Annotated in this window: 22 protein-coding genes and 1 pseudogene; 17 read left to right on the top strand and 6 right to left on the bottom strand. The window is 64.6% G+C overall.

Annotated elements, in window-relative coordinates; translation table 11 throughout:
* Positions 1-14 precede the first annotated feature (14 nt).
* Positions 15-755, bottom strand: coding sequence for a PPE domain-containing protein (locus MMSP_RS27905; protein WP_020785508.1), 741 nt, complete (start codon positions 753-755; stop codon positions 15-17).
* Between the two features lie 498 nt (positions 756-1,253).
* On the opposite strand from MMSP_RS27905, the gene MMSP_RS03550 reads away from it, so the two are divergent.
* On the top strand, positions 1,254-2,642 hold the full coding sequence (locus MMSP_RS03550; protein WP_235065664.1) for a MinD/ParA family protein: 1,389 nt from the start codon (positions 1,254-1,256) through the stop codon (positions 2,640-2,642).
* A gap of 135 nt (positions 2,643-2,777) precedes the next feature.
* Here MMSP_RS03550 and MMSP_RS03545 read toward each other — a convergent pair whose 3' ends face one another.
* Positions 2,778-3,065, bottom strand: a complete 288-nt coding sequence (locus tag MMSP_RS03545; protein ID WP_020785506.1) for a WhiB family transcriptional regulator — start codon at positions 3,063-3,065, stop codon at positions 2,778-2,780.
* A gap of 454 nt (positions 3,066-3,519) precedes the next feature.
* Here MMSP_RS03545 and MMSP_RS29700 point away from each other — a divergent pair, with 454 nt between their 5' ends.
* The 16 genes from MMSP_RS29700 (at position 3,520) to MMSP_RS03465 (ending at position 22,458) form a co-directional block, all read left to right on the top strand.
* Complete coding sequence (locus MMSP_RS29700; protein WP_020785505.1) at positions 3,520-4,611, top strand: hypothetical protein; 1,092 nt, start codon at positions 3,520-3,522, stop codon at positions 4,609-4,611.
* Between the two features lie 234 nt (positions 4,612-4,845).
* Entirely contained in the window at positions 4,846-6,102 is a 1,257-nt protein-coding gene (espE, locus tag MMSP_RS03535) for a type VII secretion system ESX-1 associated protein EspE (protein WP_020785504.1), read from the top strand.
* Between the two features lie 97 nt (positions 6,103-6,199).
* Positions 6,200-6,511, top strand: coding sequence for an ESX-1 secretion-associated protein (locus MMSP_RS03530; protein ID WP_020785503.1), 312 nt, complete (start codon positions 6,200-6,202; stop codon positions 6,509-6,511).
* Position 6,512: 1 nt separating this feature from the next.
* Entirely contained in the window at positions 6,513-7,352 is an 840-nt protein-coding gene (locus MMSP_RS03525; protein WP_020785502.1) for an ESX secretion-associated protein EspG, read from the top strand.
* 40 nt (positions 7,353-7,392) lie between these two features.
* Positions 7,393-7,950 (top strand): hypothetical protein, encoded by a 558-nt coding sequence (locus tag MMSP_RS03520; RefSeq protein WP_020785501.1) that lies wholly within the window; start codon positions 7,393-7,395, stop codon positions 7,948-7,950.
* A gap of 3 nt (positions 7,951-7,953) precedes the next feature.
* Positions 7,954-9,675, top strand: coding sequence for a type VII secretion system ESX-1 AAA family ATPase EccA1 (eccA1, locus tag MMSP_RS03515; protein WP_020785500.1), 1,722 nt, complete (start codon positions 7,954-7,956; stop codon positions 9,673-9,675).
* 3 nt (positions 9,676-9,678) lie between these two features.
* Entirely contained in the window at positions 9,679-11,124 is a 1,446-nt protein-coding gene (gene eccB / locus MMSP_RS03510; RefSeq protein WP_015357690.1) for a type VII secretion protein EccB, read from the top strand.
* Positions 11,121-13,361 carry a type VII secretion protein EccCa gene (gene eccCa, locus MMSP_RS03505; protein ID WP_020785499.1) on the top strand — a complete coding sequence of 747 codons (2,241 nt, stop codon included), beginning with the start codon at positions 11,121-11,123 and terminating at the stop codon, positions 13,359-13,361. The genes eccB and eccCa overlap by 4 nt, the downstream gene beginning before the upstream one ends.
* A gap of 49 nt (positions 13,362-13,410) precedes the next feature.
* Positions 13,411-15,186 (top strand): type VII secretion protein EccCb, encoded by a 1,776-nt coding sequence (eccCb, locus tag MMSP_RS03500; RefSeq protein WP_020785498.1) that lies wholly within the window; start codon positions 13,411-13,413, stop codon positions 15,184-15,186.
* A 135-nt stretch (positions 15,187-15,321) separates the two neighbouring features.
* Positions 15,322-15,618, top strand: a complete 297-nt coding sequence (locus MMSP_RS03495; protein ID WP_015357695.1) for a PE domain-containing protein — start codon at positions 15,322-15,324, stop codon at positions 15,616-15,618.
* A 44-nt stretch (positions 15,619-15,662) separates the two neighbouring features.
* The gene (locus MMSP_RS03490) at positions 15,663-16,766 is read left to right on the top strand and encodes a PPE family protein (RefSeq protein WP_036427073.1); all 1,104 of its coding nucleotides are present in this window, start codon (positions 15,663-15,665) and stop codon (positions 16,764-16,766) included.
* Positions 16,767-16,857: 91 nt separating this feature from the next.
* The gene (esxB, locus tag MMSP_RS03485; protein WP_020785496.1) at positions 16,858-17,160 is read left to right on the top strand and encodes a type VII secretion system ESX-1 WXG100 family target CFP-10; all 303 of its coding nucleotides are present in this window, start codon (positions 16,858-16,860) and stop codon (positions 17,158-17,160) included.
* 36 nt (positions 17,161-17,196) lie between these two features.
* The gene (locus MMSP_RS03480) at positions 17,197-17,484 is read left to right on the top strand and encodes a WXG100 family type VII secretion target (protein WP_020785495.1); all 288 of its coding nucleotides are present in this window, start codon (positions 17,197-17,199) and stop codon (positions 17,482-17,484) included.
* Positions 17,485-17,599: 115 nt separating this feature from the next.
* Positions 17,600-19,963: a MinD/ParA family protein gene (locus MMSP_RS29695; RefSeq protein ID WP_036426093.1), complete on the top strand. Its 2,364-nt coding sequence runs from the start codon at positions 17,600-17,602 to the stop codon at positions 19,961-19,963.
* Positions 19,960-21,495: a type VII secretion integral membrane protein EccD gene (gene eccD / locus MMSP_RS03470; protein ID WP_020785492.1), complete on the top strand. Its 1,536-nt coding sequence runs from the start codon at positions 19,960-19,962 to the stop codon at positions 21,493-21,495. Before MMSP_RS29695 ends, eccD begins: the two co-directional genes overlap by 4 nt.
* A 126-nt stretch (positions 21,496-21,621) precedes the next feature.
* Entirely contained in the window at positions 21,622-22,458 is an 837-nt protein-coding gene (locus MMSP_RS03465; RefSeq protein ID WP_020785490.1) for a hypothetical protein, read from the top strand.
* A 208-nt stretch (positions 22,459-22,666) separates the two neighbouring features.
* Here MMSP_RS03465 and MMSP_RS27890 read toward each other — a convergent pair whose 3' ends face one another.
* From MMSP_RS27890 to MMSP_RS03440, 4 genes and pseudogenes are all read right to left on the bottom strand, one after another.
* Complete coding sequence (locus MMSP_RS27890; RefSeq protein WP_235065662.1) at positions 22,667-23,104, bottom strand: EspA/EspE family type VII secretion system effector; 438 nt, start codon at positions 23,102-23,104, stop codon at positions 22,667-22,669.
* A gap of 692 nt (positions 23,105-23,796) precedes the next feature.
* Positions 23,797-25,915 (bottom strand): annotated as a pseudogene (locus MMSP_RS27355) (secretion protein EspK).
* Positions 25,916-25,918: 3 nt separating this feature from the next.
* The gene (locus tag MMSP_RS27175; protein WP_153234315.1) at positions 25,919-26,065 is read right to left on the bottom strand and encodes a hypothetical protein; all 147 of its coding nucleotides are present in this window, start codon (positions 26,063-26,065) and stop codon (positions 25,919-25,921) included.
* A 258-nt stretch (positions 26,066-26,323) separates the two neighbouring features.
* Positions 26,324-26,662: a YbaB/EbfC family nucleoid-associated protein gene (locus MMSP_RS03440; protein ID WP_036426087.1), complete on the bottom strand. Its 339-nt coding sequence runs from the start codon at positions 26,660-26,662 to the stop codon at positions 26,324-26,326.
* Positions 26,663-26,692: the final 30 nt, after the last annotated feature.

Raw genomic sequence — 26,692 nt, 5'->3', positions numbered from 1 at the left:
TTGCGCGTAGACCTTCATAAACGGTTTTTATCGGGCACCCTGGGGTCACGAAGGACGTCTTCTAATGTGGTGATATCAGCCAATGTCGGGTGTTGGCCGATGGCCCAGTGGTGGGCTTGTTCGAGGCCTGAGGCTTGTTTGGCCATCGTGGTACGCAACCGCGCGATCAGGCGCAGCCAGTCCCGGTGTTGATCGAATGCGGCCTGCACCGCGGTGGCCGCTTCACCTTCCCAATTCTCGAAGTCGCGGAACCGTCCCAGGGACTGCTGAATTGTCAGGTTGTAGGCATTCCAGTCATGGGCGAACTTCTTCAGCGATACTCCCTGGTCGGGCTTGTTGAGGTTGATCGCGGCCAGTTTGACGCCGGTATATGGAGACGGAGGCGCTGCTGGTGCGGTGGGGGTGTCGGTTAGCGCGGGCAGGGGCAGGTCCGTACCCGAGGGCACCGGCGGTGCCCCGATGCCGTGGCCGTTGGTGCCCAAAGCCGTTGCCGCACCTTCGTCGATCTGTTCGTAGGCCTTGGCCGCGTCCCGCATGAACTGCGCAAGCCGTTGCCGCGCTTGGGCGCTCGACTGCAGATAGGCGCGCATGCTCTCGGCCGACAACGCCATTTGTGTGGCCCCCGCAACCGCCGGGCCCAGGGCGCACGCGGCCAACACCGCACCGCCGGGCGGATCAGCGATCGGGGCTTCCACCTCGGTGGCCCTGGCCACGATCTCGCTGGGATCCACCGCCAGCATCCACGGCTGCGACATGCCGAAACCCCTTTATCGTGCTATAGCTATTATCGTCGCTGAATTCGATGGTTCGCGCACCAAATTCCGGCACTTTTATTTCAGAACTATCTTCTGAAATAAACCGGAATTAGATTCCGGAACATAAACCCGAATTGGCTTCTGAAATGGGCCACCAGGTGCTCTGCGCCCTCCCGACGCGCTAAATCATTGCCCACTTTTTCGGGGGCATCCGGCAGGAACGTTCCGGACCGCAGATATACGGCGAATCGTCAACTTGTAATTGCACGCACGCAGGACTTGATGGCGCAATCCGGCAGGTCCGGCGCCGGGCCCGGACCCAGGGCTCCGGCGTTAACGCCGGAGCCCTGGGCACAAGCCCCCCACAAGCCCCCGAACCGGGCAACACAGCGGTTCACGGGGGTGTCGGGCCAAACCGGCCGGCCGGCGAGAGTGCCAGTCGATGCTTGGATACTGGTCGGTGTTTGGCATTGGCAGTCTGATGCGACCGAGGAGCCCATGAACGAACGCGAGGAGTTTCTGCGAGACCGGGTCCGGCCGGACCAGCCCAGCGTTCCCGACGCGAGTCGGTCTCGTCAGCGTTCCGGTATGCACCGGACGGCGACGGACGCGTCAGGCCCTCCGGTAGCGCCCACTCACCCACCTCGGCCCGCCCCGCCCCGTCCGCCGACTCCGCAGCCTTCACCCGTCCCACCGCGGGGGGCCAACCCGCATCCCCCGCCGCCACCGGCGCCACCTTCGGTCCCGGAGCTGCCGCCCCCACCGGTGGCGCATCCACCCACCGGGCACAACTCGCCGCCACCCCCGGTGACCGCGGGCCTCACCCCACAGTCACCGGCGGCAAGCCCCGCTGCACCCGTGCCGCACTCCCCGCCACAAGCTGCCCCACACGAACCGATGCCGGAGGTTCCACCGCCAAGCCTTTGGGCCGAGCCCACACCGGCGCGTACCCCCGGCGAGCCTCCATCCACCGGCCACGGCTGGCGCCACATCATTCGAGTCGCGTCGTTTGGGCTGATCAACCCACGCCCATCGGCGGCGCAGCGCGATGCCGCCGAATTCGAAGCGGCCATTCGAGCCCCGTTGCGCGGCACCCACAAGGTTGGTGTGCTGGGCAAGGGCGGCGTCGGCAAGACGTCAGTCGCTGCCAGCATCGGGTCACTCCTGGCCGAATTGCGACAGCAGGACCGCATCGTGGCAGTCGACGCCGATACCGCTTTTGGCCGGTTGAGCAGCAGGATCGATCCCACGGCGCGTGGCTCGTTCTGGGACCTGACCGCCGATAGGAATCTGGCGTCGTTCGCCGACGTGGTTGCCCGCTTGGGCCGAAACGCTGCGGGCCTGCACGTTTTGCCCGGCGAGGCGGCCGTCGGTGGTCGCCGGTTACTTGACCCCGCGATTTATCGCGAAGCGGCGCTACGACTCGACCGCCATTTCGCCATCTCGATCATTGACTGCGGCTCCACGATGGACGCGCCCCTAACTCAGGAAGTGTTGCGCGACCTGGACGCGCTTATCGTGGTGTCCTCCCCCTGGGCGGACGGTGCCTCGGCGGCCGCCAAGACAATGGAATGGCTCGCGGACCGCAAACTCAGCGGCTTGCTGCGGCGCAGCGTCGTGGTGCTCAACGATTCGGACGGGCATTCCGACAAGCGCACGCGTTCGGTGCTTGCGCGCGAGTTCGTCGACCATGGACAGCAGGTTGTCGAGGTGCCTTTTGATCCGCATCTGCGCCCCGGCGGTGTTATCGATGTGAGCCATAAGTTGGAGCCGGGAACGCGACTGAAGTTTCTGCAAATCGCCGCAACGATTACCGGACACTTCGCCGCGCGGTCCGCTGCCGATGAAGACCCCCGTCCCACCGAAAACGTAGCGTCTGAGACCTAGAGCTTCTGGTCCGCTGGATGCTCGAATGCAAAACAGCGCGAGAAATCGTTGGATTTCTCGCGCTGTTTGCCTACGTGGCAATTCACCCCGGCGTCGCCGCAGACCCCTCGCAGCAGCGGCGGACGCGGCCGGGCATCATGCCGATTGGGCGGTGATCCGCTCGCGCGCCGGGAAACCGTTGCGCTCTGCCAGCGACCGAAGTTGGCCCAACGCGAACGCCCGCGCCCAGCCTGCTTCCGGAATCACAACACCCGCCCAAAGTCCTTCCGCACCCGGCGACTCAACCGCGTCCCGCGCACACGCCCACCGACGCGGGCACGCGCGACACAGCGTCTTGGCTTCCTCGTCGGGCGTTGTCGTCCAACGGTCGGGGTCCTGCGTGCAAACGCCCAGCGGAATCTCGTACAGAGCAGTTGCAGTCATATCTAAGCGTTCCTCCATAAAGCAAAAGCGTTGCAGGTTCGTAACCTCTGCCCGAGGATCGTATAGCACTAACTGTCGCAATGCAACAGTTCTCGATGCAGGGCCGCACACCCTCCTGCTACAACTTCGCTGCGCGATGGGCCATCATCAGCATCCAACCTGGCATAACCTGCGGTAATTAGCTGTCAATCGGCTGGGTGACACGGCGCTCCACCCACCCCGACGCACACCCTTCCGGACAGAAACTGTTCCACTGCGCAATGCTTCGGGGTAGGATCAAACGTAGCGGTGGCCCGGTTTAACCAGACAACGGTCGCTTCGGAACCCCGCCGGCTGTCGTTCAAGAAACGTAGCGAAGGCATACCAATGGAAGGGTGCAACGGTTAGGATGTTGGTCAGCGGAACGCGCGCCTTGCCACCCGCCTCAGTAGCCGCGAGCGAGGAATCGACGTACATGCCCGACGCCGAATCGACTGCTCGGCCGGCCCTGCGAGTCGCCCGTGGCGGCGACTCACCGGGCCTGGTAACGCCCGGTCACCGACCCGTCGGCCGCGGCGCGCTGACCAACGCACGACTGGATGATCCCGTGTTAACGCAGACACATGTGCGAGCGGTTTCCGATGGTGGGCAACGGCGGATCGTCACCAACAGCCCAAACGGTAATGTCGTCGACGGAACAGGGAAAAGTTCTGTGGCTGTCAGCGACAAGACCATTGTCCGGTTCGGCGATCCCACTGGAGGCAAGGCGTTGACGTTCGAAGTCGTCAGGCCCTCGAATTCGCCTGAAGAAGACAGCCGTGAACAGCGACCGGCCGAGCAATCGGACTCTCAGACCAACGAGGCCGATCCTGGTGTGGTTCGCGCCGGGGCCGCCGCGGCGGCACGACGCCGGGAGCTCGACATCAGTCAGCGCAGCCTGGCAGCCGACGGGATCATCAATGCCGGCGCACTGATCGCGTTCGAGAAGGGCCGCAGCTGGCCACGCGAACGCACCCGCGCCAAGCTCGAAGAAGTCCTGCAGTGGCCCGCGGGAACCATCGCGCGGATCCGCCAGGGCGAGTCCGTTGCGCCAGAGCCCGCTCCCGAAGCCAGCGTGGAAGCGCCGACCTCCGACGGCCCAGCGTCGCTGATCGCGCAGGCGGTTGCCGCCGCGGTCGACACCTGCAGCCTCGCAATCGCCGCATTGCCCGCACCCGAGGAAGCCGACTTCACCGAGCGGGCCGCACCGATCCTTGCCGATTTGCGCCAGCTCGAGGGCATCGCCGTCCAGGCGACCCGCATCAGCCGCATCACACCGGAGCTGATCAAGGCGCTTGGTGCTGTTCGGCGCTATCACGACAAATTGATGACGCTCAGCGCAACCGCACCAGGAGCCACACTGGCGCAGCGTTTGTATGCCGCCCGGCGGCGGGCGAATCTGTCCACTTCGGAAACCGCGCAAGCCGCCGGAGTGACCGAAGAATTGATCGTCCGCGCGGAAGCCGAGGAAACTTTGCATGCCGAAGCCGCCGAGGCTATTGAAGCGCTCATCCGTCAAATCAATTGAGGTTGGCGCCCAGTGGCAACTCACCTTGAATCGCTCGAGTCCGAACGACCGAGGACCTTCGCGTTACCCCGGTATTCGAGCATGCGGACCTTGGTGTTGTGCGCGCGAAAATGCCCGCACTACCAAGAAATTCGTGCGTCGACCACGGCCGGAGCACCGCTAAGCTCAATGTACAGACCAAAGGTACACACAAAAAGACAGTGCACGAAACACCGAGTGTAAGGAATCCCGCGAATGGCGCCAAAGGGAAGCGGTCTTTGCAAGACAACAAGTAATTTCATTTGGGGTCAGTTGCTTTTACTCGGAGAAGGCATCCCCGACCCGGGCGATATCTTCAACACCGGTTCGACGCTCTTCAAAGGAATCGCCGACAAGATGGGTCTGGCAATTCCGGGCACCAACTGGCTCGGCCAGGCGGCAGACGCCTATTTGAACCAGAACATCGCTCAAGAACTTCGCGCGAAGGTGATGGGTGACGTCGACTATCTGACCGGCAACCTGATTTCGAATCAGGCCGAATATGTGTCGAACACCCGCGACGTGCTGCGCGCGATGAAGAAGATGATCGACGGCGTCTACAAGGTCTGCAAAGGCCTCGAAAAGGTGCCGATACTCGGCTGGTTGTGGTCGTGGGAGCTCGCCCTGCCGATGTCGGGCATTGCGATGGCCGCCGTCGGCGGCGCGCTGCTGTACCTGACCATCATGACGTTGATGAACCTGACCAACCTGAAGGGCCTGCTCGGCAGGTTGGTCGAAATGTTGGCCAGCCTGCCATCGCTGATCGGCGGCCTACTCCCGAACATCCCGGGCATCATCGACGACCTGTGGCCACCCAAGTTGCCCGACATTCCCATCCCGGGTCTACCGAACATCCCGGGCCTGCCCGATTTCACCTGGCCACCCAAGATCGACATTCCGGACTGGAACTTGCCGATCCCGGGGCTCCCCGGTTTCGAATTCCCGCCGACCTCGGGAATCCCCGGCATCGACTTCCCGTTCCCCAACATCCCGGGCTTGCCCAGCTTCCCCAGCCTTCCTGGGTTGCCGAGCATCCCGGACCTGTTCCCCGGCTTGCCCGGCCTGGGTGACCTGTTCTCCGGGATCGGCAAATGGGGCACGTTGCCCACCTGGACCGACTTGGCGGCCCTACCCGACTTCTTGGGTGGCTTCGCCGGGCTACCCAGCCTGAGCTTCTCCAACCTGCTCGGCTTCGCCCAATTGCCCAACGTCAGTTCGCTGACCGCGACGATGGGCCAGCTGCAACACCTGGTCGCGGCCGCTGGCGGACCTGGCCAACTGGGCAGCATGGCGGGCCAGCAGGCCAGCATGATCTCGTCGCAGGCTTCCCAAGGCGGTCAACAGGCCACCCTGGTGAGCGACAAGAAGGAAGACGACGAAGGCGGTGCGGCCGTGGGCAGCGCCGGTGCGGAACGCGCCCCCATCGACACGGGAACCAACACAGGGCAAGGTAACGAGGGGACCCTCCTCTAGTCCGGGCAACCGGCGGCGGCTCACTGGCCTACCAAAGCCATAGCGAGCCAAACCCATAGCGAGTAGAAAGTTAGACGTAGAGGAAAGGTCTACCCCCATGACAGGACTACTGAACGTCGTGCCTTCATTCTTGAAGGTGCTGGCGGGCATGCACAACGAGATAGTCGGCGAACTCAAATCGGCGACCAACGTCGTGAGCGGAATCGGCTCGCGGGTCCAGCTGACCCACGGCTCATTCACCTCGAATTTCAACGACACGCTGGTCGAGTTCGATACCACCCGCAACAGCGCCGGGACAGGCCTGCAGGGCGTCACGGGCAAGTTGGCCAACAATCTGATCTCGGCCGCTGGCGCCTATCTGAACTCCGACGAAGGGCTCGCTGGCATCATCGACAAGATTTTTGGCTGATATGACCGGTCCGCTCGCTACCGGTCGCGCGGGCACCGGTGACGATGTCGTCGGAGTCGAGGTAACCATCGACGGCATGCTGGTGATCGCGGACCGGTTACACCTGGTCGATTTCCCTGTCACGCTTGGGATCCGGCCGAACATCCCGCAAGAGGATCTGCGAGAGATCGTCTGGGACCAGGTGGCGCGCGACCTTACTGCGCAGGGCGTGTTGGACCACAACGAACAACCGCATCCGGCGGTTGCGGCGATGGTCGACACGCTCAGCAGGGCGGACCGCACCTTGGAAGGCCGCTGGTGGCGCCGCGACGTTGGCGGCGTGATGGTGCGGTTCTTGGTATGCCGCAAGGGCGAAAGACATGTCATCGCAGCTCGCGATGGCGACATGTTGGTACTGCAGCTGGTGGCTCCGCGGGTCGGCCTGGCAGGCATGGTGACTGCCGTGCTGGGCACCGCGGAACCCGCCAATGTCGAACCGCTGACCGGCATTGCCAGCGAACTGGGTGAGTGCACCAATGCCGCACAGCTGACCCGATATGGGCTCACGCCGACCACCGCCCGCCTGTACACCGAAATCGTCACCAATCCGAAGAGCTGGGTGGAAATCGTCGCCAGCGAACGCCATCCGGGCGGCACTACCACCCACACCAAGGCTGCCGCGGGGGTCTTGGATTCAGTACATGGCAGGCTTGTCTCACTTCCCCGCCAAGTCGGCGGGGAACTGTACGGCAGCTTCCTCCCCGGTACCGAGCAGAATCTCCAGCGGGCGCTGGACAGTCTGCTCGAACTGCTTCCGTCAGGCTCGTGGTTGGATCGCGCCGACGCCACCACCCGAGGTTGACTTAATCCTCTCCGTTACGAGTTCAGAAAGGGACGCCACAGTGGACCTGCCCGGGAACGACGACTACAACCAAGATCTCGGCGCCCTAGATTTCTCCGGCGGCGGTACGTCTGAGGACTCTGGACTCGGTGCACTCGACGAGTACGCGCCCCCCGAGCCCCAGGAAACCGAGCAAGCCGGAGCCGACCTGGATGCACTTCACGGGCTGACCGAGAAGGAAGACGAGCCCGACATCGCGATGTTCACCGTGACCAACCCGCAAGGGAGCGTGTCGGTCACGACCATGATGGGTGGCATCGTCCAGCGAGTTACGGTGACCGACAAGGCTGCGAACATGTCGGAATCCGCTCTGACCGAAGAGATCTTTGTCATCGCTGATCTGGCCCGCCAAAAGGCGCGCGCCGCACAACACACGTTCATGGTGGAAGCCATGGCCAGCGAACTGAGCGACGAGACCGAAGAAGAAGGTGCGCTGTTGCGCGAGTTCGTCGGTATGACACTCAACTTGCCGACGCCGGAAGAAGCAGAAGCGGCCGAAGCCGAGGTATTCGCCACCCGCTACGAGGTCGACTACACCTCTCGTTACAACGAACGGTGATACATGACTGATCGCCTGGCCGGTTTGTTCGAAAGTGCCGTCAGCATGCTTCCGCTGTCGGAGTCAAGGTCCATGGACCTATTCACCGAGATCACAAACTATGACGAATCAGCGTGCGATGCTTGGGTCGGCCGGATCCGATGTGGCGATGTCGACCGGGTGACTTTGTTCCGCGCCTGGTACTCGCGCCGCAACTTCGGCCAGCTGGCAGGCACGGCGCAGATCTCGATGAGCACCCTCAACGCCAGGGTCCCCATAGGTGGTTTGTACGGAGACATCACCTACCCCGTTACCTCCCCCCTGGCCATCACCATGGGCTTCGCCGCATCCGAAGCGGCGCAAGGAAACTACGCGGACGCGATGGAGGCCATCGACGCTGGTGCGGTCACCGGTTCGGAGCATCTGGTGTCGTGGCTCAAGGCGGTCATCTTCGGCGCTGCCGAGCGCTGGACCGACGTGATCGATGAAGTCAAGGGTGCCGGGAAGTGGCCAGACAAGTTCCTGGCCGGAGCCGCCAGCGTCGCCCATGGGGTTGCGGCGGCCAGCCTTGGCCTGTTCACCGAAGCCGAACGCAGACTGACCGAAGCCAATGACTCACCGGCCGGCGAAGCTTGCGCGCAGGCCATCGCGTGGTATCTGGCCATGGCCCGGCGGGGCCAAGGCAACGAGGAAGCCGCGGTGGCACTGCTGGAATGGTTGCAGACCACGCATCCGGCTCCAAAAGTCTCTGCTGCGTTGAAGGATCCGTCCTACCGGCTCAAGACAACCAACGCCGAGCAGATTGCGTCCCGTTCGGATCCATGGGATCCGACCAGCGTGGTGACCGACAATTCCGGTCGCGAAAAGTTGTTGGCCGAAGCCCAAGGAGAACTCGACCGCCAAATCGGACTATCCCGGGTAAAAAGCCAGCTCGAGCGGTACCGCGCGGCGACCATGATGGCTCGCATCCGCGAGGCCAAAGGCATGAAAGTCGCACAGCCCAGCAAGCACATGATCTTTACCGGGCCCCCTGGCACCGGGAAGACCACGATCGCGCGGGTGGTCGCCAACATGCTCGCCGGACTAGGCGTTATCGCCGAACCCAAGCTGGTCGAGACGTCACGTAAAGACTTCGTTGCCGAGTACGAGGGCCAGTCAGCAGCCAAGACCGCCAAGACGATCGATCAGGCTCTAGGGGGCGTGCTGTTCATCGACGAGGCTTACGCCCTGGTGCAGGAGCGCGACGGACGCACCGACCCGTTCGGCCAGGAAGCGATGGATACCCTGCTGGCCCGGATGGAGAACGACCGCGATCGCTTGGTGGTCATCATCGCCGGTTACAGCTCCGATATCGATCGGCTGCTGGAAACCAACGAGGGTCTACGCTCGCGATTTGCCACCCGTATCGAATTCGACACCTACAGCCCGGAAGAGCTCCTCGAGATCGCGAAAGTCATTGCGGCTGGCAATGACTCGACGCTGAGCACGGCGGCCGCGGATGAACTCCTGCAGGCAGCCAAAACGCTGCACGAACGTACGTTGCGGGGCCGTCCGGCTCTCGACATCGCCGGCAACGGCCGATATGCGCGACAATTGGTCGAGGCCTCTGAGCAGTACCGTGACATGCGGCTAGCACAGGGCCTCGACATCGAGGCCCTCGATGTGGACAGACTGCAAGAGATCAACGGCGCGGACATGGCCGAGGCAATTGCCACGGTGCATGCACACCTCAATATGAGAGAGTGAAACATGGGGCTTCGCCTGACCACCAAGGTTCAGGTAAGCGGCTGGCGCTTCCTGCTTCGCCGAGTCGAGCATGCCATCGTGCGGCGCGACACCCGCATGTTCGATGATCCGCTGCAGTTCTACAGCCGCTCGATAGCGCTGGGCATCGTTGTCGCCGTATTGATCTTGGCCGGTGCCGGCCTGCTGGCCTACTTCAAACCAGCTGGAAAACTTGGTGGCAGCAACCTGCTGACCGACCGCGCGACTAACCAGCTCTATGTACTGCTGTCCGGGCAGTTGCACCCTGTCTACAACTTGACCTCGGCGCGCCTCGTGTTGGGCAGCCCTGCCGCCCCCGTCACCGTCAAGTCCTCCGAATTGAGCCAGTTGCCCTTGGGCCAAACCATTGGAATCCCCGGCGCCCCCTACGCCACCCCGGTTTCCGGGGACACCACTTCAACCTGGACCCTTTGCGACACCGTCAGCCGGGCGGGTACCGCCTCCGCCTCGGTCGAGACATCGCTGCTGGTGATGCCGCTGCGGATCGATGCCGCGATCGATCCGATCGAGCCCAACGAGGCGATGCTGGCGGACTATCACGGCCAGACCTGGATCGTCACATCAAAGGGACGCCACTCGATCGACCTCAACGATCGTGCGCTCACATCGGCCGTGGGCATCCCCATCACCGCCCAGACGGTCCCCATTTCCGAGGGAATGTTCAATGCGCTTCCGGCCAGGGGCCCCTGGCAATTGCCACCCATCCCCGCCGCCGGAGAGCCAAACACCCTCGGGCTTCCGGAAGATTTGGTAATCGGATCGGTGTTTCAAATCCACACCGACAAGGGGCCGCAATATTACGTAGTGCTGACCGACGGCATCGCCGCGGTAAATGGCACCACTGCCGCGGCACTGCGCGCCACTCAGTCTCATGGGCTGGTGGCGCCGCCCGCGGTGGTGCCGAGCCTGGTCGTCAGGATCCCCGAACGGGTTTACGCATCACCGCTGCCAGACGAGACCCTCAACCTCATGTCCCGGCCGGACGACCCGGTCTTGTGTTGGGAATGGGAGCGTAGCGCTGGGGACCAGGCCCCCAACACGACGGTTCTCACCGGACGGCACTTGCCCATCCCGCCCTCGGCCATGAAGACCGGCCTCAAACAGATTCAGGGCAGGTCAACCGTCTATATCGACGGCGGGAAATTTGTTCAGTTGCAGTCACCCGATCCCCGATACGGCGAATCGATGTACTACATCGACCCGGAAGGGGTGCGCTACGGGGTGCCCGACGCCGACTCGGCCAAGGCGCAGGGCCTGGGTATACCGAAGACGGCACCGTGGGAGATCGTTCGCCTCCTGGTGGACGGTCCGGTGTTATCCAAAGACGCCGCTCTGCTCGAACACGAAACGTTGCCCTCCGACCCCAATCCTCGAAAAGTTCCAGCTGGGACACCCGGAGCACCTCAATGACGACAAAGAAATTCACCCCAACGATCACCCGTGGCCCCCGGCTCACCCCGGGCGAGATCAGCCTCACGCCACCGGATGATCTCGGTATCGACATCCCGCCGTCGGGCGTGCAGAAGATCCTGCCCTACGTCATGGGCGGCGCGATGCTGGGCATGATCGTGATCATGGTGGCCGGCGGCACCAGACAGCTATCGCCATACATGCTGATGATGCCCCTGATGATGATCGTGATGATGGTGGGCACACTCGCCGGGGGCAGCGGCGGCGGCAGCAAGAAGGTCCCCGAGATCAATGCGAACCGCAAGGAGTACTTGCGGTATCTCGCCGGCCTGCGCGGCCGCGTAACGACGTCGGCCACCTCCCAGGTTTCGTTCTTCGGCTACCACGCGCCCCATCCCGACGATCTTCTGTCCATCGTCGGCACCCAGCGGCAGTGGTCGAGGCCGGCCAACAGCGACTTCTATGCGGCAGCCCGCATCGGGATCGGCGACCAGCCAGCGGTGGACCGGCTATTGAAGCCGGCGGTCGGCGGCGAGCTGGCGGCCAGCAGCGCCGCCCCCCAGCCCTATCTCGAGCCGGTAAGCCACATGTGGGTGGTCAAGTTCCTGCGTACCCATGGGTTGATCCACGATTGCCCGAAACTCGTGCAGCTGCGCAGTTTTCCAACGATCGCGATCGGCGGTGATCGACCGGGAGCCGATCGACTGTTGACCGCGATGATCTGCCACCTGGCGGTCTTCCATCCGCCCGACCTGTTGCAGATCCGCGTCCTCACCGAGGACCCCGAGGATCCCGACTGGTCCTGGTTGAAATGGCTGCCACATGTCCAGCACCAGACCGAAACCGACGGGGCCGGGCCGGTCCGGATGATCTCCACGCGCCCGGACGGCCTGGCCGACCTGGCCGCCCGGGGACCCCACGCTCCCGACACTCTCCCCACCGGTCCCTACGTCGTGGTCCTCGACCTGACCGGCGGCAAGGCGGGCTTCCCGCCAGACGGCAGGGCCGGGGTGACGGTAATCACGCTGGGCAACCATCGCGGGTCCGCCTATCGCATCAGAGTGGCCGAGAACGGCACCGCAGACGACCGGCTGCCTGGGCAGCAGTTCCGGCTGGTGACCTCGGCCGCCGACAGCATGACGCCGCAGGAGGCCACCCGCCTCGCCCGCAAGTTGGCCGGATGGTCGATCACCGGAACCATCCTCGACAAGACCCAACGTATCCAGAAGAAGGTCGCGACCGAGTTCCATCAGTTGGTCAACGCCAAGAGCGTCGAGGACATCACCCCGGGCCGTTGGCGCATGTACACCGACACCGATCGAGACCGGCTCAAGATCCCGTTCGGTCACGAACTCAAGACCGGCAATGTCATGTACCTGGACATCAAGGAAGGTGCGGAGTTCGGCGGCGGGCCGCACGGCATGCTCATCGGCACCACCGGTTCCGGCAAATCCGAGTTCCTGCGCACCATGATCTTGTCGTTGGTGGCGATGACCCACCCCGATCAGGTGAACCTGCTGCTTACCGACTTCAAGGGCGGCTCGACATTTCTTGGGATGGAGAAGCTCCCACACACCGCGGCTGTCATCACCAACATGGCCGAGGAAGCCGAGCTGGTAAGCCGGATGGGCGAGGTGCTGACCGGTGAACTGGACCGCCGCCAGTCGATCCTGCGTCAGGCGGGGATGAAGGTCGGCGCGGCCGGCGCGCTGTCCGGCGTGGCCGAGTACGAGAAGTACCGCGAACGCGGCGCTGACCTTCCGCCGCTGCCGACACTTTTCGTTGTGGTGGACGAGTTTGCCGAACTTCTGCAGAGTCACCCGGATTTCATCGGCCTGTTCGACCGAATTTGCCGAGTCGGGCGATCATTGCGGGTGCACCTGCTACTGGCCACCCAGTCACTACAAACCGGCGGTGTCCGCATCGACAAGCTCGAACCCAACCTGACGTATCGCATCGCGTTGCGTACCACCAGCTCTCATGAATCCAAAGCGGTGATCGGAACCCCGGAGGCCCAGTACATCACCAACAAGGAAAGCGGTGTCGGCTTTCTCCGGGTCGGCATGGAGGACCCCATCAAGTTCAGCACGCTCTATATCAGTGGGCCATACGTTCCGCCGGCGACCGCTGAAACCAACGGCGATGGCAGCGGACCCAGTACCCAGTTCGCCAAGCGAGCCTTGCAGATCCGCGAGTTCACCGCGGCTCCGGTTCTCGAGGAAGCGCTGACACCATGATCCACGCCGGCGATGCTGCAGCAGGAAGCAACGAAAGGGAGCGGCGCTCATGACTGCCGAACCTGAAGTACGGACGTTGCGTGAGGTCATCCTTGACCAGCTCAGCACCGTCGAGTCGCGCGCCTACAAGATGTGGTTGCCGCCGCTGGTTGATCCGACCCCGCTCGACGAGCTGGTCGCCCGCGATCGGCGACAACCACTTCGCTTCGCGCTGGGAATCATGGACGAGCCGCGCCGCCACCTGCAGGACGTCTGGGGCGTCGACGTGGCGGGCGCTGGCGGACACATCGGTATCGGCGGTGCCCCCCAGACCGGCAAGTCGACACTGCTGCAGACGTTGGTCATGTCGGCCGCTGCCACGCACTCGCCGCGCAAGGTCCAGTTCTATTGCATTGACCTCGGTGGTGGCGGCCTGATCTATCTGGAGAACCTGCCCCATGTGGGCGGGGTCGCGGGCCGGTCCGAACCCGACAAAGTCCACCGGGTGGTCGCGGAGATGCAGGCCGTGATGCGACAACGAGAGGCCACCTTCAAGGAACACCGGGTCGGCTCGATCGCGATGTATCGCCAGCTGCGTGACGACCCCAACCAGCCCGTCGCCTCAGACCCCTACGGCGATGTATTCCTGATCATCGATGGATGGCCCGCCTTCGTCAGTGAGTTTCCCGACCTCGAAGGTCAGGTCCAGGACCTGGCCGCACAGGGGCTGTCCTTTGGTGTGCACACGATTCTGTCCACGCCGCGGTGGACGGAGTTGAAATCACGTGTCCGCGACTACCTGGGCACCAAGATCGAATTCCGGCTCGGCGACGTCAACGAAACCCAGATCGACCGCATCACCCGGGAGATCCCGGCGAACCGCCCGGGTCGGGCGGTGTCCATGGAAAAGCACCACCTGATGATCGGGGTGCCCAGGCTCGACGGTGTGCACAGCGCCGACAACCTGGTGGAGGCGATAACGGCGGGCGTAGCTCAAATCGCAGCCCAGCACACGGACAAGGCGCCTCCGGTACGAACTCTGCCGGAACGCATCCACCTCCACGAGCTGGATCCCAACCCTCCCGGGCCCGAATCCGACTACCGCACCCGCTGGGAGATCCCGATCGGATTGCGCGAATCCGACATGGAAGTGGCTTACAGCCACATGCACACCAACCCGCACCTGCTCATCTTCGGTGCCGCCAAGTCGGGCAAGACGACCATTGCCCACGCGATCGCACGCGCCATCTGCGCTCGAAACAGTCCCGACCAGGTGCGGTTCATGCTCGCCGACTATCGCTCCGGACTCCTCGATGCGGTGCCCGACACACACCTGCTCTCGGCCGGAGCCATCAACCGCAACAGCGCGACGTTGGACGAGGCCGTCAAAGCCCTGGCCGCTAACTTGAAGAATCGGCTGCCCCCAGCCGACCTCACGACGGCTCAACTGCGCTCGCGTTCGTGGTGGAGCGGATTCGACGTTTTGCTGCTCGTCGACGACTGGCACATGATTGTCGGCGCTGCCGGCGGCATGCCCCCGATGGCGCCATTTGCGCCCTTATTGCCGGCGGCGACCGATATCGGCTTGCACATCATTGTGACCTGCCAGATGAGCCAGGCCTACAAGGCGACCATGGACAACTTCGTCGGTGCCGCATTCGGTTCGGGCGCTCCAACAATGTTCCTTTCCGGCGACAAGCAGGAATTCCCCTCCAGCGAGTTCAAGGTCAAGCGGCGCCCCCCCGGCCAGGCGTTTCTGGTCTCGCCCGACGGCAAAGAGGTCATCCAGGCCCCTTACATCGAGCCGCCAGAAGAAGTGTTCGCAGCACCCCCAAGCTCCGGTTAGGATTATTTCATTGCCAGCGACGCATCACCCGAGCTGACGGAAATCAAGCCCGGGAGGCGATCACCGGCAGGCCGTTTCGGCGACAACCAAATGAGGATTTGTCCGAAGCGCAAATAAAGGAGAAGAAGCAGGCAAATGGAACAAAAGTCACACGGCGCGGCGATCGCCGACATCGGCACACTATTGAGCGGCAACGCTCGCATTGGTGTGACCTCCGATGCGGCAGCGTTGGCGTCGGTGACCGGGGTGGTTCCAGCTGGGGCAGACGAGGTGTCGACGCAAGCGGCCGCAGCCTTCGCCGCCGAGGGCGCCCAGTTGCTGGCTTCGAGCTCGGCGGCTCAGCGGGAGATCCACCGAGCCGGCGAATCGCCCCACCGTATCGCCCCTAACCCTGCAGAAGTCAGCGACGGCGCAACCAGCGTCATCGTGTAGAAAATCAGTCACCAGACACGGCGCAACAAGAAGGAGTGATCACCATGCTGTGGCACACAATGCCACCGGAGCTGAATACCGCTCGCCTGATGGCCGGCGCGGGCCCGGCCCCGATGCTGGCCGCGGCCGCCGGATGGGAGGCTCTGGCAGCCGCCTTGGACGCTCAGGCCGTCGAATTGACCGCGCGCTTGAACTCGCTCGGCGAAGCGTGGACCGGAGGTGGCAGCGAGAAAGCCCTAGCGGCCGCTCTGCCGATGGTGACCTGGTTGCAGACCGCCTCGACCCAGGCCAAGACGCGTGGCCTACAAGCCGGTGCGCAGGCCGCCGCATACATGCAGGCCATGGCCACAACGCCTTCGCTACCCGAGATCTTTGCCAGCCAGATCACCAACGTGATCCTCAACGCGACCAACTTCTTCGGCATCAACACGGTTCCCATCGCCTTCAACGAGATGGATTACTTCGTCCGCATGTGGAATCAGGCGGCGCTGGCGATGGATGTCTACCAGGCCGAGACGACGGCCAACACGCTGTTCGAACAGCTTGAGCCGATGACGTCGATCCTCGATCCCGCCACGGCACAGAGCATGCTGACTTCGTCGACTCCGCTGCTGGACATGGCGTCACAGGTCACCGGCATACCGAGCAGTGAGCTTCAGCAGACCGCCACGCAGGTCGCCGAGGCGAGTGGCCCGATGCAGCAGCTGGCACAACCGGCGCAACAGATGACGTCGGCGTTCAGCAACACCGGCAGCTCGGGCAACGGCGCGGACGAAGAAGGCTTCCGGATGGGCCTGCTCGGGGCCGGCGCGCTGTCCAATCACCCGCTGGCAGGTGGGTCAGGCCCGACCACCGGCGCGGGCCTGCTGCGCGGTGAATCACTACCCGGCGCCGGCGGGACCCTGACCCGCACGCCACTGATCAGCGAACTCGTCGAAAAGCCGATGGGTCCGTCAGTGCAGCCGGCCGCGGCTGCCGGATCGTCGGCAAGCAGTGGCGCCGCCCCGGTGGGCGCCGGCGGAATGGGGGCAGGAGCTGGCGCCGGTGCTGGCGGTTCGTCGCGGCCAGGCATGGCCGCCCCGGCGACGCTGACCCAGGAGCGGGACGAGGCCGACGAAGACGACTGGGATGACGAGGACGACTGGTGAGCGTCGTCAACACGAACAGACTTCCCGGCCACCCGGGCCGGAAGACTTGCCAACAATTTGGCGAGGAAAGAAAGAGAGAAAGTAGTCCAGCATGGCAGAGATGAAGACCGATGCCGCTACCCTCGCGCAGGAGGCAGGTAATTTCGAGCGGATCTCCGGTGACCTGAAGACCCAGATCGACCAGGTTGAGTCGACCGCCGGTTCGCTGCAGGCCCAGTGGCGCGGTGCGGCTGGTACCGCCGCTCAGGCTGCGGTGGTCCGTTTCCAGGAAGCCGCCAACAAGCAGAAGGCCGAACTCAACGAGATTTCGACGAACATCCGTCAGGCCGGTGTCCAGTACTCCCGGGCCGACGACGAGCAGCATCAGGCGCTGTCCTCGCAAATGGGCTTCTGATTCCCCTAGAACGAGAAAGAAACGGAGCAATACGACATGACAGAACAGCAGTGGAATTTCGCCGCCATTGAGGCCGCATCCAGCTCAATCGGGGGAAATGCCGGCAGCATTCATTCCCTTCTGGATGAGGGCAAGCAGTCGCTGCACAAGCTGGCCGCAGCCTGGGGTGGTAGCGGTTCGGAGGCCTACCAGGGTGTGCAGCAGAAGTGGGACTCCACCGCCCAGGAGCTCAACAACGCGCTGCAGAACCTGGCTCGCACCATCAGCGAGGCCGGTCAGGCAATGTCCTCCACCGAGGGCAACGTCACGGGGATGTTTGCTTAATCCCCCCTCTCGTTCGCGTAGAATACCGAAGCACGAGATCGGGGCGAGTTTCAACCTTTCGGAATCTCGCCCCTTCTCGTGCTTCGTTCTATTGGCGAGCTTCTGAGAGGTTCCGATGCCGGCGGACTACGACGAGCTATTTCGGCCCGCCGAGGGTTCCGGACCTCCAGATGATGAAACTGGGCAAACCTTCTTTGATCCTGGTACCGCGTATCCGCCGCCCGTAAAACCCAACGGCGACGGGCACTCGGCGCCTAAGGACTGGTCGCGCGCATTTCCGCCGGCGGAAGATGAGTCGCCGTCAGACTCCGCAGAGCCGGCAGCTGGCCCCGCCAAGTCGCCGTTGCCCCCCATGCCCATCGGCGGGCCTGCGCCGATACCCCCAGAGCCACCACCGGCCCCCCCGGAGCTACCACCGGCACCCCCGGGACCGCCACCGGCTCGTCCGGAGGCACCTCCGCAATCGCCGACAGCCGAGGCTGAACCTCCGGACGAGGCAATGCCCGTTAGCGGGCCCCCGCCTGGCGGCAAGTCGCCGATGCCTCCGATGCCTATCGGTGGGCCGCCACCGGCATCTCCGGAGCCACCCGCGGCTCCACCGGAACCGACGGCGCCAGCAGAGCCACCGCAGCCGCCGGAGGCTGCTGCACAATCGCCGCAGGCCGTCGAGGAACGGGCCCACGCAACCGCCGAACCCCCCGCGGCACCAAAACCGCCGCGTCCCCCCATGCCCATCGGCGGGCCCCCACCCGCACCGGAACCACAACAGGGCGCGCCGCACCCGCACCAGGACATAGAAGACGAACCGAAACCGGCGGCCGCCGAAACCCCAGCGGCACCACCGAAATCACCGCGACCCCCCATGCCGGTCAACGGGCCGGCACCCACCCGGCCCGAGCCACCGTTACCACCGGGCCCCCCGCGTCGCCGCGCTCAACCGCCAACGGCGCCACCCAACCAGCCCGGGCAACCGAAGCCCATCAGCGGACACCCGCCGCCCCCACCAAGGCCAGCGGCGTTCACACCCCCAGCACGCGGCGCCACGCCAAACCGGCATGAATCGGCCGAACCTCCGCCACCGCGCCGGGTCCGGATCGGTGGCCCGCCTCAGCCTCCAGGGCCACCGGAGGCTAAATCCGAGGCTCCTCGGCACTCGCGGCATGCCCGACGGGCGCATCGTTATCGGCCCGAGCCCGAAACCGATGACCTCGAGGCCACCGCGGTACGGCCGCTTCCGACGCGCGAGCCAATGAGGCGAAACGGACCCGCGGCGGACGAAAGCTCAACCGCGTCCTTCGCGTGGCTGCAGCAGAGCCAACCAACGCTCGATCGGCCTTCCGGACCCATGCCCGCCGCCCCTGGGGCCCCCGTCGAGTCCGCGCCGGGGCGCCCTGATGGTCGTAGGGCCAGGCGGCGCGCCGAATCCCGGACTTCGGCCGCTTCGACACCATCTCCGCTGGTGCCAACCAGGGCTCAACCGCCGGGCCCCACCAGGGCTCAGCCGCCGCGCACCGCCGCCGCGGCTCAACCCGCTACTGAGGCTACTGAGCCCCTGCCGGACGCCGGTGCCCCGGCCAAGCAGCCGAAGAAGCCGAAGAAGCCGGTGCCACAACGGGGTTGGCGGCGGTGGGTTCACGCGGTCACGCGGATCAACTTCGGCCTTTCTCCCGATGAGAAGTATGAATTGGACCTGCGCACGCGGATCGGTCGAAAGCCCCGCGGCTCGTATCAGATCGCGATCTTGGGCCTGAAGGGCGGCGCCGGGAAGACGACCACGACGGTCACTCTTGGCACCACACTGACGCACGTGCGCGGGGATCGGATCCTGGTGCTTGACGCCGATCCGGGCGCCGGAAATCTCGCCGAACGTTCGGGACGTTCGTCGCCATCATCGATTGCCGATCTGCTGGCGGATCCGCGGCTGCCGCACTACAACGATGTCCGCGCACACACCAGCGTCAATGCCGCCAATCTCGAGATTCTCCCCACCGCGGAATACACCTCCGCGCAGCGCGGGCTCAGCGGCGAAGACTTGCGATCGGCCGTCGATACCGTGTCGAAGTTCTACAACCTGGTCCTGGCCGATTGCGGGGCAGGGCTATTCGATCCGGTGACACTGGGTGTGCTCGATACCGCCTCAGCGATCGTGATCTTGACTAACGTTTCCATCGACAGTGCGCGCCAAGCCGCAATCGCGCTGGACTGGTTGCGCAAACGCGGTTACCAGGATTTGGCGAGCCGCGCATGCGTAGCGATAAACCATGTCGCCGTTGGCGAAACCAACGTGTCGGAACAGCAGTTGGTCCGGGACTTTGAACAGCAGCTCCAACCCGGGCGCGTAGTGGTCTTGCCATGGGACCGGCACATCGCGGCCGGCACCGAAATTCATCTCGACCAGCTTGGCCCCGTCTACCGACGACGGGTTCTCGAGCTGGCCGCGGCTCTGTCCGACGATTTTGAAAGGGCTGGGCGTCGTTGAGCGCACCTGCAGTTGCCGCACCCTCCGCCGCCACGGGAACAACCCCACCCAAGCCGGCAACCACCCGGGTCACCGTCCTTACCGGCAGACGGCTGACAGATCTGGTGCTGCCCGCGGCGGCACCCATGGAGAGCTATGTCGACGAGACCGTCGCGATCTTGGCCGATCTGCTCGAAGACACTTCCGCGGAGGTGCTGGCCGGCTTCGACTTCGAAGCTCAGGGCGTTTGGACGTTCGCTCGGCCCGGATTCCCGCCGCTGAAGCTCGACCAGTCCCTCGATGAGGCCGGCGTTGTCGACGGATCGCTGCTGACCTTGGTCTTGGCCAGTCGCACGGAGCGGTATCGGCCCCTCGTCGAGGACGTCATCGACGCGATCGCGCTGCTCGACGAGTCGCCCGAGTTCAACCGCACCGCTCTGGAACGCTTCCTCGCCGTGGCAATCCCCCTCTTCGCCCTGCCGATCACCGCCGTTGCCATGCGGGCCTGGTGGCAAACCGGGCGCAGCGTGTTCTGGCCGCTGGCGATCGGCCTAATTGGGCTCGCCGCCTTGGCCGGTTCCTTCGTCGCAAAACGGTTCTACCAAAACTCGCGGCTCGCCGAGAGCCTGCTGGTTACGTCGTACGGCGTCATCGCCGCGGCGGCAGCGATCGCCGTTCCCCTGCCGCGCGGGTTCCATTCGCTGGGGGCGCCCCAGCTCGCCGCCGCCGCCACAGCGGTGTTGTTCATCACTTTGATGATGCGCGGCGGGCCGTACAAACGCCACGACATCGCGGCGTTTGTGGTGATTACATCGATCGCGGTCATTTCGGCGGCGGTCGCCTTCGGATACGGATATCAGCAATGGGTGCCGGCCGGGGCGATTGCGTTCGGGTTGTTCATCGTGACGAACGCGGCCAAACTGACTGTCGCCGTCGCGCGGATCGCGCTGCCGCCCATCCCCGTTCCCGGAGAGACCGTGGACAACGAGGAATTGCTCGATCCCATCACCGCCCAAGACGCGACCAACGAAGAGACACCGACCTGGCAAGCCATCATCGCCTCCGCGCCGGCGTCGGCAGCCCGGCTCACTGAGCGCAGCAAATTGGCTAAGCAGCTGCTCGTCGGCTACGTCACCGCGGGAACGCTGATTCTTGCGGTCGGTTCGATAGCCGTGGTGGTACGCGGCCACTTCTTCCTACACAGCATGATTGTGGCGGGTCTGATCACGGTGATCTGTTCGTTCCGATCGCGGCTGTACGCGGATCCGTGGTGCGCATGGGCGCTGCTGGCGGCGACGGTTGCCATCCCGACCGGGCTTGCCGTGAAGCTGAGCCTTTGGTATCCCCACTATGCCTGGCTGTTGTTGACGATCTACCTCGCGGCGGCCCTCGTTACGCTCATCTCGGTCGGCGCGATGAACCAGGTACGTCGCGTTTCGCCAGTCATGAAACGGGCCCTGGAATTGTTCGATGGCGCGATGGTCGCATCAATTGTCCCGCTGCTGCTGTGGATTACCGGCGTCTATGACCTGGTTCGAAACATCCGATTCTGAGTCACCGGAGGGCTACGTCAGGGCGGGCGTGGCAACGGATCGGCCCGCACCGAAATTGGCGCAATCGGGCTTGTTTCAGGTCGGGTAAAATTTGCTCAACCCATTACGTACAGGAGGGATTCTGCGATGGCTGAGCCTCTGGCCGTCGATCCCGCCCGTCTGATTGCTGCGGGAAGCAAGGTCGCCGAGCTGGTTTTTCCGGCGCCACCAGCGCCGATAGCAGCAACTGGAGGGGATCCGGTTTCGGCTGCAATTAACGACACAATGCCTGGCATCGAGTCCTTGGTATCCGACGGGATGCCCGGTGTAACCGCCGCCTTGAAACGAACCGCTTCCAGCATGTCGACTGCCGCAGACATCTACGCGAAGGCCGACCAAGCCCTTGGCGATGCACTGACGCAGTACCAATTCGGCGGCGACGGCCAAGCGCTAGGCGCAAGCGGTACAAACGCTGTGGCACAGAGCCAGGCCGGACAGACCGTGCAATCGTTGGCCGCGCCCGCCGCTGGGCTATTGGGCGCGCCCGTGGCGCAAGCATTGGCCGCGCCCGCGACCGGGCTGCTGGGCGTACCCGCGGCGGCGGCGACACAGATCGGCGAGGCGGTCAGCGCTCAGGCGGAAGCCCTGTCGCCCCGAGTGGCCGCCACAATTCCCCAGCTGGTGCAACTGGCCCCGCAAGCCGGTCAGATGGCGCAGCAGGCCTCACCGATCGCGCAGACCATCAGTCAGTCGGCCCAACAGGGTTCCTCGCAGGGCGGCGCAGCGCCGGCACAGCTCGTCTCGGACACCAAACCCGACGAAGACGCGGAGCTGGCTGACGAGACCAAAGAGGGCGAGGAAGACGCCCTGGCAGCGGCCGGTGCAGAAGGCGCCGCGGCTGGCCACGCCACACTGGTGAGCGCTCCCGTCGAAAGCGCCGGCGGTGGCGAGACGTCGACGGGTTCGGTCTCAGCTCCGATCTGATAATTCGGCGTAAGCCGCACCCCGATCGGGCGTACGGCGGATACGCGCGGTGTCACCGGCGACATCCAACCGCGGCCGGGCGCCGGATGGGGGCGTGCCCACATCGGGCGCCGTCATACCGGCCGACCCGGGGATCGCGTCCGAGCGTGCCGACCGTGCCGACCGTGCCGCCAACATTTCGGTCGCTCGCTGTGTCGCCGCCCGCAGGCTACTGGCGTTCGAGGAGGTCTTGTTCGCCAACCCGATCAGGGTGGTGGCGGCGGCAACCTGCACAACACCGCATGCGGCGACCGCAATGTGGAAGGACGGGAGCTGGCCCTCGGGCCCCCCCTAGTTCCAGGCCGGCACAAACCACCAGCACACCCAGGACTACCGCGATCAGTACCGACAGCCGCTCGCGGGCTTGCTTGACGGCATCGGCTTGGGAGGACACCAGCCCGGCGGTGAGCCGGTCCAGGTCGGCCATCAGCGTGGCGCGCCGCGACTGTGCGAGGTTCTGAACCCAATAGGCCTGCGCCGCATTGCCCCGCCAACCGCCGTCCGGACCAAGGGCGGCGACCTGGGCGCCGACGTCGTCGAACAATGACCCACTGCTCGCCAAGCGATCACCCTGCTCGGGCGACTCATCTCCAAGCCATCCCCACATGACACCAAGGATGGTCAGGGTCGCCCCGCAAACAACGGTTCCTGGGCATAGCTCGTGGGGATTATCGGCCGCCCCCGCTTCCGCTTCTCGCTCAATCTCCCCTACGTCCGATTCGAATCCGTCAAATTGGATCTCCCATGCGTCCGATTCGAATCCGTCAGGTTCAAACAATCCTGCGTCCGGCTCTAAGTGGGCGAGCAAATCTTCAAAGCTTCGGTTATGGGTCGCCGCTTCATCCGGGTGCATGAGACGAAGATTCCTTTCGAGCTATCGTTGTGCCGCCCAGCACGGCTGTCCCGCATCGTCATGTCGAAAATGCTGCTAGGCCGGCCGCACGCCTGTCCGCACGCCGACGCACTCGAGAGCGAACATCGGGTGTTCGCATCTGCTCTGCCGCGCCGAGCCGCCCCGTAAGGCACCAGCAATTATTGCCACCGAATTCGCCGGGCCTCACACGAAATTCAGGCCTGGATATTTCAGAATAAACTTCTGATATAAATCAGAACTGACTTCTGAAATTGATCGCAGAAGAATCGTGTATGAATTGCGGAATCAACTATAACTTACTTTCGAAAAACGCACTGGCAGCGGCCTTGTTCAGGCACGCGCACAGCAGTGTCGTCTCCCGCGAGGCCCTGGCGTGGGATCGGATCACTCCCAGGGAACGCCGGAGCCCTGGGATCACTCCGAATTCAGGATGCGTCCGCCAAAGCGTTGGCAAGCAGCCCGGCGACATAACGCCAGTACAGCCAGTCGGCGACCGCCGGCCGCTGGGCTTCAGCGTCTGCCGCGCTGTAGGCCTGGTGCAGCGCGATCTCCTGCCAGTGTTCGGCATAGGCGCGGAATGCCCGCAGGTGCGCGACCTCACGGCCGGTGGCGTTACTCGTCATCGGCTTCATCAGGTCGAACCAGAACATGTGCCGCTCGTCGTCTGGCGGATTGGCGTCGGCCGGCGCCGGCGGCAGCAACTCCAGCAGCCGCAGATCTTCGGTCTCTGCCAGCTGGGCCGCCGCCGAGGGGTCTACCACCTCGAGCCGCGGACGTCCGGTCATCTTGCCGCTCTCCGGAATGTCGTCGGCTTCCAGGATGATCTTGGCCGCGCCCGCGTCCGAGTTGGCCAATTGTTCGGCCGTCCCGATCACCGCGCGCAGCTTCAAGTCGTGAAACGCCGCCCAACCCTGCACGGCCAACACCGGGTAGGTGGCGAACCGGGCCTGCTCATCTGCCGGGATCGCATGGTCAGCGCTGGCCATGTAGACCTTGTGCGGTAGCTCGACATTCTCGGGTATGTAGGCCAGCCCATAACTGTTGGCCACCACGATGTCGCCGTCGGTGGTCACCGCGGTGATCCAGAAGAACCCGTAGTCGCCCTTGTTGTAGGTGTCGGGCGCGTTCAACGCGGCCGCGATGCGTCGCGCCAGGCGCAAGGGGTCCTTCTTTTGACTGCGACGAGACGCCGAAGCGATGGCATCGCGCGCGGCGCGCGCCGCCGAGACCGGAACCATCGGCGATGGCGTAACGGCATCGGGCGCTTCGGACTTCTCTTTTTCGTCCGGCTTGGGTCGCTCCGGAGCCGGACGGGTCGGCGATGCGGTGCGAGCCGCTACCGGGCGCGGCGCGGCCGTATTGGGGCCCCGGCCGCCCGACTCCACCGGTGCGCGCCCCGCGGCGGCACGCGAGCCGGCGCCCGAGGCCGCTGACTGGCTTGTGCTCGAACTCGCTCCGGCCGAGGACAGACCCGAGCTTGATCCAGCGGACACTCCCCGACCGCCGCCCGGCATCGCGCTGGCGGCAGGTGCGGCCGCGGCCCCTCCCGAGGAGTCGTCGCCGTGCGCAGGGCCCGAAGGTCCCGACGGCTGGGTTGACGGTGCCGTGGACGTCTCCGTTGCCGCTGCCGGCTTCACGTGAGCCGGGTCGGTTGAGGGCTGCCCCGGCGTGGACGGCGACGACCGGGGTGTCGGGTTTCCCTGGCTTCGGCTTGCCGGGGGTGACCGGGGTGATCGGCGTCACCGGGGTGCCCGGGGTGATCGGAGTACCCGGGGTGATCGGAGTAACCGGGATGCCCGGGGTAACCGGGTGCGGTGGCCCGCCGGGTGTCGGAACCACCGGAGTACCCGGCGTCGGGTTCACCGGCGTGCCCGGGCCGCCAGGGGTAACCGGCTTGTGCGGGTTGACCGGCGTGGGTTCGAATGGCTTGGGTCCGGGTGCCCCGGGGGTTGGCTGTCCTGGTGTCGGCACGGTCACGGACGGAATGCCCGGTGCCGGGTGCGTCACCTGGTGCAGCAGATCCTTGAGCGCATTGTGCGGCGGCTTCCAGTTTCTGGATGCCAGAACCTGCTCAGCGGCTTCGGCCACCAGACCTGAGTTGGCCTCGTGAGCTGAACGGATCAGGGATGCGATCGCCGCCTTGCGCTCCTCGGGATCAAGGTCGGCGTTGCCCTCCAGAACCCGTATTTCGCGATGAGCACCGTCCACGTTGTTGTCAATGTTTGCCTTCGCCTCGGCGATCAACCCGGCCACATGCTGGTGCCAGGTAATAACCGTGGCGAGATAGTCCTGCAGCGTGCTCATTTGCTTGAGATTCCCGCCCAGCGCACCGTTGGCCGCACTGGCAGCACCACCGGACCAGACACCACCGTCGAACACCTCGACCTGCTGGTGCCGGCAGGCGTCCATCACGTCGGTAAACAGGTGCAGGACCCGGTTGTACTCGCGAGCCCGGTCGTAGTGGATGTCCTCGTCGGCGTCGGGCCACCCACCCGCCTCGAGCATCCGCCCGGCGTACTCCCCCGTCGGCCTCGGAATACCCATCGCCTACTCTCCTCCCCGCAGCATCCAGGCCGCAGCGACCAGACCTGTCAGGTAGGTACCCGCAGTGGATCGTTGGACCGGCGCGCACACCGCACCGCCGTTGCGCTGGCTTGCGGGCCGCGTCAGCTGGTCAGTGGTACCGGACGTCATGGTTAACAAGCCTAACCGAGCTTAAGACCAGCTAGATGCGCCAATTTGGGGATCGGGACGGGCCGACGAAAATGACACCACAGCACGGCAGACCGCCGTATCGGAGAGATTTCGCGCAGGCTTGAGCCGCGCGCAGAACGACGCAGACGCCGCGACACGGAGGCACCACGGCGGTCGCGTCAATGGTCCGCTAGCGCGAACCAAAAGCCGCTGACAGGCGCGCCGAGGGGACTGTTTCCACCCCGGCGCAGGGACGGATCAGACCATCCCGTTGTTCATTGTTTGAGACATTGAGGACAACACTGCGGTTAGTTTTTCTCCCGCCGCGTCGTTGTACTTGGATGCGGCGTCCTGGGCGTTCTTCAACGCCTGGTTGACCCGCGCACTAACGACCTCCGGACCAACTTCCTTCAGCAGGCCGTCGTCGATGCGCACAGCGGTGAGCCACTGGTGCCCATTGATCGTGACCTCGACCGTCTCGGTGTCGTCTTTGCCACGGAAATTGCCGGTATTCATTTGGTTCAGCGTTCCGTCCAAGGCCGACTGGAACCGTGCTGCCAACGCCAACACCTGCGCGACTTGGGGGTCCATCTCCATGCTGGTCACCTTGACTCCTTACTGTCCTGA

Source organism: Mycobacterium sp. 012931 (assembly GCF_000419295.1).
Classification (GTDB): domain Bacteria; phylum Actinomycetota; class Actinomycetes; order Mycobacteriales; family Mycobacteriaceae; genus Mycobacterium; species Mycobacterium marinum.
This window is presented reverse-complemented; position numbering and strand designations above follow the sequence as displayed.

Excerpts from the sequence above, each read along its gene's own strand:
- MMSP_RS03525 (WP_020785502.1), top strand. The coding sequence starts at position 6,513 with ATGACCGGTCCGCTCGCTACCGGTCGCGCGGGCACCGGTGACGATGTC.
- eccCb (WP_020785498.1), top strand. The coding sequence starts at position 13,411 with ATGACTGCCGAACCTGAAGTACGGACGTTGCGTGAGGTCATCCTTGAC.
- MMSP_RS03490 (WP_036427073.1), top strand. The coding sequence starts at position 15,663 with ATGCTGTGGCACACAATGCCACCGGAGCTGAATACCGCTCGCCTGATG.
- MMSP_RS27890 (WP_235065662.1), bottom strand. The coding sequence starts at position 23,104 with ATGTGGGGATGGCTTGGAGATGAGTCGCCCGAGCAGGGTGATCGCTTG.
- MMSP_RS27175 (WP_153234315.1), bottom strand. The coding sequence starts at position 26,065 with ATGACGTCCGGTACCACTGACCAGCTGACGCGGCCCGCAAGCCAGCGC.
- MMSP_RS03465 (WP_020785490.1), top strand. The coding sequence starts at position 21,622 with ATGGCTGAGCCTCTGGCCGTCGATCCCGCCCGTCTGATTGCTGCGGGA.
- eccCa (WP_020785499.1), top strand. The coding sequence starts at position 11,121 with ATGACGACAAAGAAATTCACCCCAACGATCACCCGTGGCCCCCGGCTC.
- MMSP_RS27905 (WP_020785508.1), bottom strand. The coding sequence starts at position 755 with ATGTCGCAGCCGTGGATGCTGGCGGTGGATCCCAGCGAGATCGTGGCC.
- MMSP_RS03495 (WP_015357695.1), top strand. The coding sequence starts at position 15,322 with ATGGAACAAAAGTCACACGGCGCGGCGATCGCCGACATCGGCACACTA.
- MMSP_RS29700 (WP_020785505.1), top strand. The coding sequence starts at position 3,520 with ATGCCCGACGCCGAATCGACTGCTCGGCCGGCCCTGCGAGTCGCCCGT.
- MMSP_RS03545 (WP_020785506.1), bottom strand. The coding sequence starts at position 3,065 with ATGACTGCAACTGCTCTGTACGAGATTCCGCTGGGCGTTTGCACGCAG.
- eccA1 (WP_020785500.1), top strand. The coding sequence starts at position 7,954 with ATGACTGATCGCCTGGCCGGTTTGTTCGAAAGTGCCGTCAGCATGCTT.
- MMSP_RS03440 (WP_036426087.1), bottom strand. The coding sequence starts at position 26,662 with ATGGAGATGGACCCCCAAGTCGCGCAGGTGTTGGCGTTGGCAGCACGG.
- MMSP_RS29695 (WP_036426093.1), top strand. The coding sequence starts at position 17,600 with ATGCCGGCGGACTACGACGAGCTATTTCGGCCCGCCGAGGGTTCCGGA.
- MMSP_RS03480 (WP_020785495.1), top strand. The coding sequence starts at position 17,197 with ATGACAGAACAGCAGTGGAATTTCGCCGCCATTGAGGCCGCATCCAGC.
- eccB (WP_015357690.1), top strand. The coding sequence starts at position 9,679 with ATGGGGCTTCGCCTGACCACCAAGGTTCAGGTAAGCGGCTGGCGCTTC.
- MMSP_RS03550 (WP_235065664.1), top strand. The coding sequence starts at position 1,254 with ATGAACGAACGCGAGGAGTTTCTGCGAGACCGGGTCCGGCCGGACCAG.
- esxB (WP_020785496.1), top strand. The coding sequence starts at position 16,858 with ATGGCAGAGATGAAGACCGATGCCGCTACCCTCGCGCAGGAGGCAGGT.
- espE (WP_020785504.1), top strand. The coding sequence starts at position 4,846 with ATGGCGCCAAAGGGAAGCGGTCTTTGCAAGACAACAAGTAATTTCATT.
- MMSP_RS03530 (WP_020785503.1), top strand. The coding sequence starts at position 6,200 with ATGACAGGACTACTGAACGTCGTGCCTTCATTCTTGAAGGTGCTGGCG.